9 protein-coding genes are annotated in these 12830 nt (G+C 64.5%); all 9 read right to left on the reverse strand.

Features of this window, described 5'->3' with window-relative positions:
* Nucleotides 1-54: 54 nt before the first annotated feature.
* Nucleotides 55-2427, reverse strand: coding sequence for a xanthine dehydrogenase family protein molybdopterin-binding subunit (locus SO140_RS21545; protein WP_449379906.1), 2373 nt, complete (start codon nt 2425-2427; stop codon nt 55-57).
* 18 nt (nt 2428-2445) lie between these two features.
* Nucleotides 2446-2901 (reverse strand): (2Fe-2S)-binding protein, encoded by a 456-nt coding sequence (locus SO140_RS21550; RefSeq protein WP_449379907.1) that lies wholly within the window; start codon nt 2899-2901, stop codon nt 2446-2448.
* A gap of 16 nt (nt 2902-2917) precedes the next feature.
* Nucleotides 2918-3811, reverse strand: coding sequence for an FAD binding domain-containing protein (locus SO140_RS21555; RefSeq protein WP_449379908.1), 894 nt, complete (start codon nt 3809-3811; stop codon nt 2918-2920).
* Nucleotides 3808-4821 (reverse strand): ABC transporter permease, encoded by a 1014-nt coding sequence (locus tag SO140_RS21560; RefSeq protein ID WP_449379909.1) that lies wholly within the window; start codon nt 4819-4821, stop codon nt 3808-3810. Before SO140_RS21560 ends, SO140_RS21555 begins: the two co-directional genes overlap by 4 nt.
* Nucleotides 4814-5830, reverse strand: coding sequence for an ABC transporter permease (locus tag SO140_RS21565; RefSeq protein ID WP_449379910.1), 1017 nt, complete (start codon nt 5828-5830; stop codon nt 4814-4816). The genes SO140_RS21560 and SO140_RS21565 overlap by 8 nt, the downstream gene beginning before the upstream one ends.
* Complete coding sequence (locus SO140_RS21570) at nt 5827-7365, reverse strand: sugar ABC transporter ATP-binding protein (RefSeq protein ID WP_449379911.1); 1539 nt, start codon at nt 7363-7365, stop codon at nt 5827-5829. The genes SO140_RS21565 and SO140_RS21570 overlap by 4 nt, the downstream gene beginning before the upstream one ends.
* Nucleotides 7366-7431: 66 nt before the next feature.
* Nucleotides 7432-8532: a TMAO reductase system periplasmic protein TorT gene (torT, locus tag SO140_RS21575; RefSeq protein ID WP_449379912.1), complete on the reverse strand. Its 1101-nt coding sequence runs from the start codon at nt 8530-8532 to the stop codon at nt 7432-7434.
* 105 nt (nt 8533-8637) lie between these two features.
* Nucleotides 8638-10593: a hydantoinase B/oxoprolinase family protein gene (locus SO140_RS21580; RefSeq protein ID WP_449379913.1), complete on the reverse strand. Its 1956-nt coding sequence runs from the start codon at nt 10591-10593 to the stop codon at nt 8638-8640.
* A 3-nt stretch (nt 10594-10596) separates the two neighbouring features.
* The gene (locus SO140_RS21585) at nt 10597-12621 is read right to left on the reverse strand and encodes a hydantoinase/oxoprolinase family protein (protein WP_449379988.1); all 2025 of its coding nucleotides are present in this window, start codon (nt 12619-12621) and stop codon (nt 10597-10599) included.
* Between the last annotated feature and the right edge of the window lie 209 nt (nt 12622-12830).

Here is a 12830-nt window from a genome sequence, read left to right on the forward strand (position 1 = left end):
GGCAGGCCGCCGCGAGGCGCGCACGGACCGCGAGCCTGTTGCTATGATCGATTCCTATGCGTTACCCCGGGGAGTCTTGTGAGGGCGCACCAGATTGTCCGACCATGTCGCGGCAATGTGGGGAAGAGTCAGGTCGCACTTCCGATCGAGCAGAAGCTCGAGGACGCGCGGCGGCGTCAAGGGAAGCTCTTGGACACGCTTTCCTGTGGCGTTTGCAACGGCGCATGCGACGGCCGCTCCGACGTTGAGAATTGGCACCTCGCCAGCACCTTTGGTCCCGAGCGGTCCCATCGACGGCGCGCCCTCGTACAGACTGATCTCGACCGGCACGACATCGAGCGCCAGCGGCACGCGATAGGTTTCGAAGCCCCTTTGGCAGACTCGACCGTTACTGCCGATGGTTACTTCTTCGTGCAGGGCATAGCCCAGTCCCTGTACGACACCGCCTTGGATCTGGCCGTGGATCGCGCGCGGATTAAGTGCGCGGCCGACGTCCTGAACCACACGATAGTTAAGGATATCGACATGCCCGGTTTCCGGATCGACAGCGACCTCGCAATCGTGGACAGCGAAGACGGGGATGTCGATCGCGTCGATGAAATGACCGGCGACGCATCCGGGCATCGCCGGCACGCCGGCGCCGGTGAAAGCACCTGTGCCGGAGACCGGGCCGCACAGCGCCTGGGCTCGCATCGCAACCTCGGTCACGGTGCGGCCCGAGCCGGGCGCGCCGGCGATCTCGATCCGCCCCTCGCGCATCACAAGGTCTTCGGGCGCGGCCTCCATCATGTCGGAGGCGACCTTCAATAGCTTTGTGCGCACCTCCTGTGCCGCCGACAGGCTCGCTGCGCCGAGCGAGACTGTGGTGCGGCCGCCGCCGACGCCGACATCGTAACCGGCGGCGTCCGTATCGGCGGCACGCACGATGACGCTCTCTGGCGCAATGCCGAGTGTGCTCGCGACGATCTGCGGCAGGCTTTGCATCATCGAGCCGGATCCGATCTCGACGCCTGAAGTGACGAGTGTCGCCGTGCCATCGGCATTCATATTCACGGTCGCTGCTGACGGGCCGACGAAGACGAACCAGGTGCCGACGGTGGTCGCACGCCCGTAGAGGCGGCCGTCGATGCGCCTGGGCGGTGGCGCAATGGCATCGCGCAGTGTGTCCATCCGGTCGAGCATCGCGCCGAGCACGTCGGCTTCGAACACCTGGCCGGTGGCGCCGATGTCCTTGTCGCCGAGCACGTTGCGGCGACGAAAGAGCAGCGGATCCATGCCGATCCTGGCGGCGATCTCGTCGGTATGCCGCTCCAACGCGAAGGTATTGTAGACGCCGTTGCAGCAACGGAAGGCACCATTCGGTGCGGTGTTGGTGTAGACCGCGCGCGAAACCAGCCGCACCGCGCCGAGCCGGTAGTTTCCGCCGAGCGTATGTGCTGTCATGGTTGTCAGGAAAATCTGCTCGCCGCCATAGGCGCCGCAGTCCATCAGCACAACCGCCTCGCGGCCGACGATCTCTCCTTCGCGCGTTACCGCCGATCGAATCCGGATATCAGCATTTTCGCGAAACAGGCAGGTGAGCATTTCCTCTTCGCGCGAATTGACGAGCCGAACCGGCCGGCCGCTGGCGCGGGCGAGGAGGGCGGCAACGGGTTCGATCGCGAGATCGAACTTGAGGCCGAAGCCTCCGCCGACAGGAGGCACCGTGACGCGGACCTGCGATGCCGGCACGCCCAGAAGGCGCGCGGTGGCGTTGCGGATGCCCCACGGGACCTGCGTCGATGTCTCGATGTGAAACCGCCCGTCCTCGTAGCTCGTGACCACCGCGCGCGGCTCGAATGCGACGTGGTTCTGGCGACCGACCCGGAACGAGCTTTCGACGATCTCGACGTCGGGCCGGGCAAAGGCGGCATCGACATTGCCACGGACGACGGTTGCCTCCCAGGCGACGTTGCCTTCACGCGCACCGCCTTCAAACAGGACCTCATAGTCGCGCCAGTTGGAATGGACCAGCGGCGCGTCGGGCGCCAGCGCGTCCGCCATCGTGAGCGCAGCGGGCAGGGGCTCGATCTCCACCTCGATCGCCGCGAGCGCCGCTTGCGCCTGCGCCAATGTGATGGCTGCAACCGCAGCCAGCGGTTCGCCATCATAGCGGATGACGTCGCGCGCGAAGAGCGGATGATCGGCGACACCGATTCCCATCATGCCGGGTGCGTCTGCGGCCGTCACGATCGCACGCACGCCGGGCATGTGGGCGGCTCTGGAGGTGTCGAGACGGACGATCCGTCCCGAAGGCATGCTGGCCCGGAGCACCGCGGCGTGCAGCATGCCCGGCAGGTAGCGATCGACGGTATAGCGGGTGCGCCCGCGCAGCTTGTCGGCAGCATCGCGTCGGCGGAAGTCCATGGTCGCGGAAACATCGGACATGTCAGAGTCTCCCGATCATTACTTGGTCAGTGCGAGCAGCGTCGCATCAATAATGCGTTCGTAGCCGGTGCAGCGGCAGATGTTACCGGTCAGCGCCGCACGAATATCCTCGCGCGTGGCGTCGGGTCTGGTCGTCAAGAGATGCGTCAGGCTGACCACCATGCCGGGAAAGCACATGCCGCACTGAACGGCATCGCTGACCTCGAGCGCAGCCTGGATGCGGTTCAACTGGCCGTGAGATGCAAGGCCTTCGATCGTGTGGATCTCGCGGCCATAGGCGAGCGCCGCCGGCGTCAGGCAGGATGGAGTGGGCTTGCCGTCGATGAGTACCATGCAGGCGCCGCAAAAGCCCTCGCGACAGACCGGCTTTGCGCCGGTCAGATGAAGTTCTTCGCGTAGGATATCGACGAGCGGGGTGGCAGGATTGGCGGTCGAGGCGAGCCGGTCGCCGTTGACGGTCAGGCTGATAGCCATGTGCATCCCCAGTGGTTTAGGCGCCAAGCGCGGAAGCCGCCGCGCGACGAACAAGGCCCGGCAACACGCTGACGCGATACCAGGCCGGCGCGTCAACGCCGTCGCGGCCGATGAATTCGTCTGCCAGTTCAGCCGCGGTCCGCGCTGCCCCCTCGGCATCGAGCGGACGTCCAATCAGGGCAGCCTCGAGCCGCTCCCATCGCCGCGCAACCGCTTCGACCGAACCCACCGCTATCCGCGCAGCCTGCACCCGACCCGCGGCATCGACGCTGGCCGCGAGGCTGACGATTGCGACCGGATAATCACCGGCTTTGCGCAAGGGAAGGCGGGCATGAGCAGTCTTGCGCTCGCTGCGGGGCACGACGATTTGTGTGACGAGTCGGCCGGGGGCCAATGTCGATCGGATCTTGAGAAAATGCTCCAGCTTCGTGCGTTCGCGACCGTCCCGGCCTGCGACCTCGATCTCGGCATCGAGGCAGAGCAACGCCGGTACGCAATCGGCTGCGGCGAAGTCTGGCGTTGCAAGATTGCCGCCGATCGTCGCCATCGCGCGGATCGCCGGGTTCGCGGAGCGAGCGGCAGCGGCCGCAAGGACATCGAATTCGGGGAGGTCGGCCAAAGCGGCCGCGAGTGCCGTGTGCGTCACCGCGGCTCCAATCTCGACCGCATCGGTCCCGATCTTGATCCCTCCGAGTTCGGCGATCCGGCCTATCACGACGTAGTGTGCTCGCAACGGTTCGTGCCGGATCGGTGATCTCATAATCCACGTGCCGCCAGCAAAGGCCGCGCCGGCCGCGCCGTATTCATTCAGCGCATCGAGCGCACTAGCAAGCGAAGGCGCGACATAGATTGACGACGCCGCATTGTGCGCCTCGGCCGGGGCGCTTTGCACGGAAGAGCCGGTGATCATTGGCTACGCTCCTGTCTCAGGCGATCCAGCAGCACGCCGATGATGACGATCGCGCCCAGCACGACCATCTGGACATATCCGTCAATGCGGGTGAGGTTCATGCCGTTGGATAGGATTGTGATGAACAACGCGCCGACTACAGCGGTCCCAACCCCGCCGCGTCCGCCTGCCAGGCTCGTTCCGCCGACCACGGCGCCGGCGATCGCTTGCAGCGATAGCGCACCGCCGAGGTTCGGCTCGCCCGATCCGGTCCGCGCCGTCATCATGATGGCGCCGAGCGCGGCAAGGGCCGAGCACAGCACATAAGTCGTAACCAGGATGCGCTTCACCGGCAGGCCGGCCACTGCGGCCGCGCGCGGATTGGTGCCGATGATATAGAGCGATCGCCCGAACACGGTGCACGACAGGACCAGGTGGAGCGCGATTCCGATGGCGATGGTGATGACGATGGCCGCTGGCACGCCGAAGATGCTGCCGCCATAGAAAATTTGCGAGAATAGCTTTGGCACGCCTTGCACGGGCCGACCGGAGGAGAGCGTGGTCGCGATCCCGATCGCGATGTTGTAGCTGCCGAGCGTCGCGACGAAGGGATTGACGCCGAGCAGCGCGATGACCATGCCATTGAAGAGACCGCAGGCGATGCCGAGGCCGAATCCGGCGCCGAGTCCAGCGAATAGCACCACGCTGGTGTCGTGACCTGTCGCCGTGGCACCGGCCATTGCGACCGCGGTGCCGACGCTCACCATCGACACCGTCGGGCCCAGCGCGAGGTCGAAGCCGCGCGTCAGGATGACCACCGTCTGAGCCATCGCGAACAGAGCCAGGTAGCTGGTCTGCTGCGCAATATTGAGCAGGTTGGCTGGCGAGAGCACGCCATGGTCGAACGCGGCGAAGCCGAGCAACAGCGCCACCAGCGCAGCCGGCATCACCATATTCCAGAGCCACCGCCCCGACTGCGGCTTGGCGCGATCTGTGTCCTTGGCCATGACGGACAATTCGAGGTCAGACACGGGCCTTCCTCCGTCGGCTGAGTTCGTCAAGCGCCACGGCTGCCACCATGACGACGCCGAGAAAGACCGGCTGAAGGCGCGAGTCGACGTGCAGGAGGTTAAGCGCGTTGCCGAGAATCGTCAGAAACAGCGCGCTGACGGCGACGATCTCGACCCGGCCGATACCGCCGCGGAGGCTCACGCCGCCGATCACAGCGGCGGCAATCGATTGCAGCATCATCCGATCGCCGCCAAAGCTTGCCTGGCCGGAGCCGACCTGCGCGGTGAGCAGGATACCGGTCAGCGCCGCAAGCACGCTCGAGACAACGTAAGTGCCCACGATGTGGCGCTGGATCGACACGCCCGATACCATGGCCGCGTCCACGTTTCCGCCGATCGCGTAGACGTAACGGCCGAACAGCGTGCGCCGCTGCGCGAACACCATCGCGAGGATCACGATCAGCGCGACATGCACGGCGGTCGGTAGGCCAAACGCCTGCGCGCGCCCAAAGCCCTTCACGAAGATGTCGGGCATGCCGTAAACGGGGATTCCATTCGTAATCATGAGGCCAACGCCGGCAGTTGCCGACATCGTGCCCAGGGTCACCACGAAGCCGGAGACCTTCAGTTTTGCCACGCAGAATCCGTTGATGAGCCCGACCACGAGCCCGCAGCCGAGCCCGGCTGCAACGCCGCTTGCAATGATGAGGGCTGTGCTCTCGGGAAACGCGGCAGCGGTGGTCGCCATTGTCTTGGCGGTCACGACACTCGCGAGTGCGACGACGGCGCCGACGGACAGATCGAAGCCGCCTGCGATGATCACGAGCGCCTGGCCGCAGGCAATGATGGCCAGCAGGGCGCCGTTACGCAGGATATTGAGAATGTTGATGATGCCGTAGAACTGGGGATCGACCGCTGACATGCCGACCACGAGCAGCACCATAAGTGTCGGCAGAAAACCAATCCGGCCGACGATCGATCTGAGGCCGATCGAACTCCTCGGCCCCGCGGTGGCGAGCGCCGTGCTCATGCTACCTCCGCGGTGAGAAGATCGCGGAAGAAGCTCGAAAGCACGTTCTGCTCGTTTTTCGCCTCACCCGTCAATTCCGCGGCGATGCGGCCGTGATGCATTACATAGAGCCGGTTCGAGAGCGCCAGCACCTCCGGCAATTCCGACGAGACCACGATCACCGCGGCGCCGGCCTCAACCAGGCGCTTCATGAATTCGTAGACCTCGAGCTTGGCGCCGACGTCGATGCCGACGCTCGGCTCGTCGAACAGGAACACGGTGAGCTCGCGCGTTAGCGCGCGGCCGAGCATCACCTTCTGGCGGTTGCCACCGGACAACGCGCCGGCGGCGCGCTCGATATTGGGTGGCCTGAGCTGCAACTGCGCCATGATGCCGCCGATGCTGGCGCGCTCCGCGGCCTGCCGCAGCACGCCGAACCGGGCGAAGGCGGGCAGGTCGAGCACCGTCATCGAGGCGTTCTCGCGTATCGGCCGGGACAGCGCGAGCCCTTCGGCGATGCGGTTGGCGGGGAAATAGGCGATGCCGCGCTTCAGGCTGCGCCGTGGGGCAGCGGAGTCATAGGGTGAGCCATCGATCCGGATCACGCCGGATGTCGCCGGCTCGATGCCGTAGATGGCGCGGATCAGCTCCGACTTGCCGCAGCCGACAAGACCGGCGATGCCAGTGATCTCGCCGGCTCGGGCATAGAGGTTCACATCGCGGACACTGCCGTCGGCAAGGCTGAGGTTTTCGACGTCGACCATCACCTTGTCCGGCTTGTGCGCGATGGTCGGGAACAGCAGATCGATCTTCCGGCCGGTCATCAGCTCCACGAGCTCTCCGTCAGTCGATGTCGCAGCATCGAGGGTGCGGATGTGGCGGCCGTCGCGGAGCACGGTGACGCAGTCGGCCAGGGCGCGGATCTCGCGCATGCGGTGCGAGACATAGATCAGCCCGACGTTCTGGCTTTTCAGCCGGGCTATCAGTTCGAACAGGCGTCCGGTCTCGCGCTCGGTGAGGGACGCGGTCGGCTCATCGAGGATCAACAGGCGTACCTTGCCGAGCAGTGCCTTGGCGATCTCGGCCATCTGCTGATGCGCGCGGGAGAGGTCATCGACCCGTCGCGAGGGATCGAGGTCGAACCCAAGCTCGTCGATGAGCGCCCCGGCACGCTTGCGCATCTCGCGGGCACGCAGGACGCTGCCGTTCGTGATCTCCCGGCCCAGAAACAGGTTTTCTTCCACGGTGAGACTTGGAACGAGCGAAAACTCCTGAAACACTGGGCTGATGCCGATCGCGCGCGCCCGTTGCGGCGTAAGATGACGGATCTCTTCACCCTCGAAATGGAAGGTGCCTTCATCGGGCGGAAACGTCCCCGACACCACGTTGATCAGGGTCGATTTGCCGGCGCCGTTCTCGCCGAACAGGACGTGCAGCTCGCCCGCACGGACATCGAGATCGACCCGGTCGAGCGCACGGACGCCCGTGAAATGCTTCGAGATGCCTCGCAATTGAAGCAGAGGCTTGGCCGGCTTCGGGTCGATGTCGACATCCATCTGCTGCTCCGCAGGCGCTGGGATGAGAGGCGGGAGACACATCTCCCGCCTCAGTGATGCGCAGACTTACTTGGCTTTGACCGAGTAGACCGGGGTCCACTTCGCCGGCGCCAGCACGAGATCCATCTGCAGTTTCGGCACGGTCGTCTTGTCGATCACCGCCGCCGCCGGTTGAACGAGGCTCATCACCGGCTTCTTCTCGATCAGACGCACCGCCTGGTCGATCGCGATTGCGCCTTCGCCGACTGGATATTGGGTTGCGAAGGCGAGGATGTCGCCGCGGTTCAGCGCGTCGAGCATGGCTTGGTTTTCATAGGACGAGACGATCTTCAGGTCGCTTCGACCGGCCTCGGCGACGGCGCCGATCGCAGCTTCGGCCGTTGGCGCGGTGCCCCAGATCACGTTCATGCCGGGATAGGCCTGCAGCGCGTCCTGGATGAGCTGGAGCTGCACCGCGACGCCGGAGTCGCCGAATTTCTCGGCCAGAATCTTCGCGTTCGAGTTCTTGGCGATGGCCTTCTTGAAGCCTTCGTTGAACGACTCGGCCCAGCCCGAGCCGGCCGGTCCGGGGAACGTCACGATATTGAGCTTGTCGCCAGGCTTGGTCTGAGCCAGCAGGCCTTCGCCGGTGACCTCACCCATAGCGACGAAGTCGACATAGTTGGCAGCGGGCAGGGCGTTAGGCGGCAGCGGATTGGTGACGCCAACGACCGGAACGCCCTTGGCCTTGGCCTCTTCGAACTTCTTGCTCAGTCCGGCGCCGGAGATGGCGCCTACGATGATCGCATCGGGACCGCTCGCCAGGCAGTCATCGAATTGCGAGAGCTGTTTGGGTAGGTTCTCGTAACCACCAGCTTCGTAGAGGTTCATGTTGACGTTCATCGCCTCCGCTTGCTTCACGATGCCGTAGGCGACGGCGACCCAAAAACTGTCCTTCATGTGGGGAAAGAGCACGCAGAGTTTGTAGGGCTTCTCTGCTTTCGGCAGCGGCGTGTACTCCGCAGGCGTGGGCGTTCCGGATGAGGCGTCGTAAATCTTCATCGGGAACCAGGGCGTGTCCGCCGCAGCCGGTGTCATCGCAGAGGCGGCAAGTGCGAGAGCAGCCAGGCCGAGTGCGGAACGGATCGGCCGAAACCGGTTGGGAGAAAGGCATGTTGTGCTCGTCATAGTGCAATCCTCGGGGTTTGAATGAAAGGTAAGGACCGACGACTTCGGGATCCTCGTTTATTCACGCGCCACGCCGCCCGTGGGCGGCGCGGTTACCGATGGTGATCAGGTCCACATCGCGACCGAGCGTCGTTCGAATACGTCGCGGAACTGGCGTGTCGATTCGGGAAGCAGCGCTCCAGTGCCCCAGTCGAGGATCACCGCGTGCTTGCGGATCACGTCGAATGCATTGATCGCGCCGCTGCGATAGCGCTCCGCCACGACTTCCGGGTCCAGCCGGACATTGGCGACGCGTTCGGCCCGGATCTTTGCGCGCAGAGCGTCGGTCGCGACCTTGTCGATCTCGTAGCTGCAAAGCTCTGCATCGATCGTGTGCACGACGACGCCATAATCCTTGGCCGCGCGTTCGACCGAGACGTAGTCGTCCTTGATGTCCTCGATCACGAGGTGCGGATCGCGTTCGAGCGGATCGCCGAATCCGCCGCCGCCGGCGGTCGGCCGGGAGAAAATATCGCCTTCGCCGATCGGGACGTCAGAGAAGATCGAGCCGAGCCGTTCCTCGGCCTTGCTGCCCGCGCGCTTCAAGGTCAGGCCGTGCGGCATGGAGGGCAGGCCGCCCTCGATGCCCCAGACCACGGCGCGCTCGCGATCGCAGATGTAGGATATGACGGTCTTTTCGGCCTGGAGCATGCGTGACGTCTTCACCACGCCGGCGCCGCCGCGCCATTTGCCGGGGCCGGGGGAGTCTTTCAGGATCTCGCACTCGGTGGTGAGGATCGGATTGGCTCGCTCCTGGCCCTCGACCGGTTGCGACATCAGCCCGGTGCCGAAGCAGGCCGTGGTGACATTGCTACCGTCCTTGCCGTTGCGGCCGCCCCAGCCACCCGGGAGCCAGTCGTAGAACATGAAGATCGGCTTGTCTGAGCTGCGCGCATCGAGGCCACCGGTGAGCAGATATTCGAGATTAAAGGCGCAGGCGAGGGCCCGCTCCGGCATCAGCTTCGACCACATCTCGTAGATCGAGTTCATGATCTTCTCGAAAGGCATAAGGAAGCCGGTGACTGCGATCGGCCATTTGGCATCGACGATCGAGCCCTCGGGCGCAATGATCTCGAAGCAGCGGTAGAAGCCGGAGTTTAACGGCAGGTCCGGGAAGAACGTCTTCATGCCGGCGGCAACGGCGGAGAATGTCGAGCCGAACGCCGAGTTGTAGATCGAGCCGATCGTCGGATGGCTGCCGGTGAAGTCGTAGATGACCCGATCGCCCTTGATTGTCATCTTGATGCGGATCGGGATCATGCCTTCGCCGCCGGCCGGATCTCGGTCGATGAAGTCGACGGTCTCCCACTCACCGTCGGGTAGCGCCGCGATCCGCTGGCGCGCCGAGCGCTCGACATAGTCCTGCACGGCGGCAAGCCCGGTTTCGACGGTATCGCGCCCATATTTATTGACGAGACGCAGGATCTCGCGCCCGCAGACCGCCGTTGCCTCCGCCTGGGCCTGGATGTCGCCGATGATCGAGGCGGGGTCGCGCGTGTTGGAGGCGATGAGATGTGCGACGTCCTTCTTGAGACCATTCCTGTCGAACAGGCGGATCGGCGTGATGCGCAGACCCTCGCGGAACATTTCGCGCGCGGAGACGTCGAACGAGCCGGGCACGCTGCCGCCGACGTCCGACCAGTGTCCGTTGGACTGGCTGAAGGCGATGATCTTGCCGTCGGCGAAGATCGGGCGGATCAAGCGGACGTCGGAAAAGTGCGTGCCCCCGGCATAGGGGTCGTTGATGGCGAAGACGTCGCTCTCATGCATGTCGCCATCGAAATGGCGCATGACGTCCTGGCAGGTGAAGTGCAACGTGCCGACGTGGACGGCGATGTCCTGATTACCCTGGGCTGCACATTCACCTTTGGCGTCGTGCAGCGCGCTCGAGAAGTCGCGGTTGTAGATGACGAAGGAGTAGCATGTCCGCAGCACCTGCTCGCCCATCTGGTCGACGCTGGTGATGAAGGAGTTTTTGAGAACCTCGAAGGTCACGGGGTCGAGCGGGAGATCTCCGGCCATGGTTCACTCCTTCACGCGGATGATGATGTTGAGATACTTGTCGACCTCGGCGCTGGCGCCGGGCGGCACGACGGTGGTCGCATCGACCTGCTCGATGATCGCAGGGCCTTGGAAGGAAAAGCCGCAGGGCAGGTCGTCGCGCTCGTAGATGGGCGTGTCGAGCCCGTTGCCGTCGAACCAGACCCTGCGGCGGCCGATCGGCTCAGGGATCACACCGGTCGGTTCGTGAACGGCAAATTCGGCCTTGGGAACGATGCCGACCGCCTTCAGATTGAGGCGGAAGAAGCTGACCGGTGCGCTGTCACGGCGGAAATTGTATTCGCGCTGATGCTCGGCATGGAAGCTCTGCACGAGATCGGAAATTGCACCGATCGGGTGCGGTGCGTTGACGGCGAGCGAGCGCCACTGGCCGCGATACATCATGTCGATCGAGCGCTGCAGAACGATGTCCTTCTGAGCAACGCCCTCATGGCTGAGTCGCGCGAGAGCGTCCTTCTCCAGCTCCGCGAACTGCGCCTCGATGTCAGCCGCGTCGGCGTCGGCCGCGTCGACCATGCAGCTCTGCGAAAAATCGTGCTGCATGTCGACCAGCAGGCAGCCGAGCGCCGATGTCACGCCGGGATTGGGCGGCACGATCACGACGGGGATCGCGAGCTCGCGCGCGACGTCGACGCCGTGCAGGGCGCCGGCGCCGCCGAAGGCCACAAGCGCGAAGTCGCGTGGATCGTAGCCGCGGCTGATCGAGATCAACCGCACCGCATCCGACATGTTGGCGTTAGCCACCTTGACGATCGCGTCCGCTGCCTCGTGCAGACCGAGGCCGAATGGCTTTGCAACGCTGTCTTCGACTGCCCGTTCGGCCAGTGCGGGGTCGAGCTTCACCTTGCCGCCGGCGAGGTTGGTGCCGAGGCGGCCCAGCGTGACGTTGGCATCCGTGTTGGTCGGCTGGGTGTTGCCGTTGCCGTAGCAGGCCGGTCCGGGATAGGCGCCGGCGGATTGCGGGCCGTTGCGTAAGGAGCCCGCCGGATCGGTCCAGGCCAGCGATCCGCCGCCGGCACCGATGGTGAGCACCTCGATCGAGGCAAAGCGAATCGGATAGCCGAACTCGATATGCCAGTCCTTGGTGATACGTGACTGCCCCTCATAGGCCAGCGACACGTCGGTCGAGGTGCCGCCCATGTCGAGGCCGATCGAATGGGGGAAACCGCAGAGCCCTGCAATGTAGCGGCTGGCGATGGCACCGGCGGCAATGCCGGAGCCGGCGAGGCGTGCCGCAAAGTCCTTCACGCTGGCCGGTGTCATCACGCCGCCACCGGTATGAAGCAGCAGGAGATCGCGGGAGTAGCCGTCGTGGGCGAGGCGATCGCCGAGCCGGCTCGTATAGTTCACGACGACCGGACTGACGACGGCATTGGCAACTGTCGTCGAAAATCGCTCGTGCTCGAAGATTTCAGGAAGCACCTGTGAGGAGATCGAGACCGGGATGTCGGGCATCTCCGCGAGCAGGATGTCGCGCATGGCGCGCTCGTTGGCGCCGTTGAGATAGGCGTTCATGAAGCACACTGCGATCGCGGCGACGCCCCTGCGCTTGAGGATGCTTGCGACATTGCGCGCGGCCTCGACGTCGAGCGGTTCGATCACCTTGCCGCTGGCATCGACCCGTTCGGGTACGGTCAGGCGGTCGCGCCGCGGAACATAGGGTTTGACGACGTCCTTGTAGGTGTCCCAGAGATCTTCCTTGTTGGCGCGTCGGATCTCGATGACGTCGCGAAAGCCCTTGGTCGTCACCACGGCCGTGCGGGGCAGGCGGCGAGTGATCAGCGCGTTGGTGGCGACCGTGGTGCCGTGCGAGAACAAGGCGACCTTGGACAGATCGATTCCCGCCTTCGAGACGCCGCCCATGATCCCTTCGATCGGATCGCGCGTGGACGATGTCTTCTCGATCCGGATGAGGCCGGTCGTCTCATCCATGATGCAGATGTCGGTAAAGGTGCCGCCGACATCGACGGCCACGCGAAGATTCTGCACCATGCGTCTTCCTTTCGAACAAGCGTTTCGCCGATCATAGGCAGATCGGCGGCTTGTCTTCTTGACGCTGAGCGCAGGAAGATTTGTGCGAGAGAGCGACGGGCGTGGGTGCCCGGATCGGCGGCGGGTTGCCTAAAGCGTGATGGCATTAAGTTCGATAGCCTGAATTTTTGAGGTAGTTGGCGCATTCCTCGGGGGTGAAGGCATCG

It is taken from the genome of Bradyrhizobium sp. UFLA05-108, assembly GCF_059803455.1.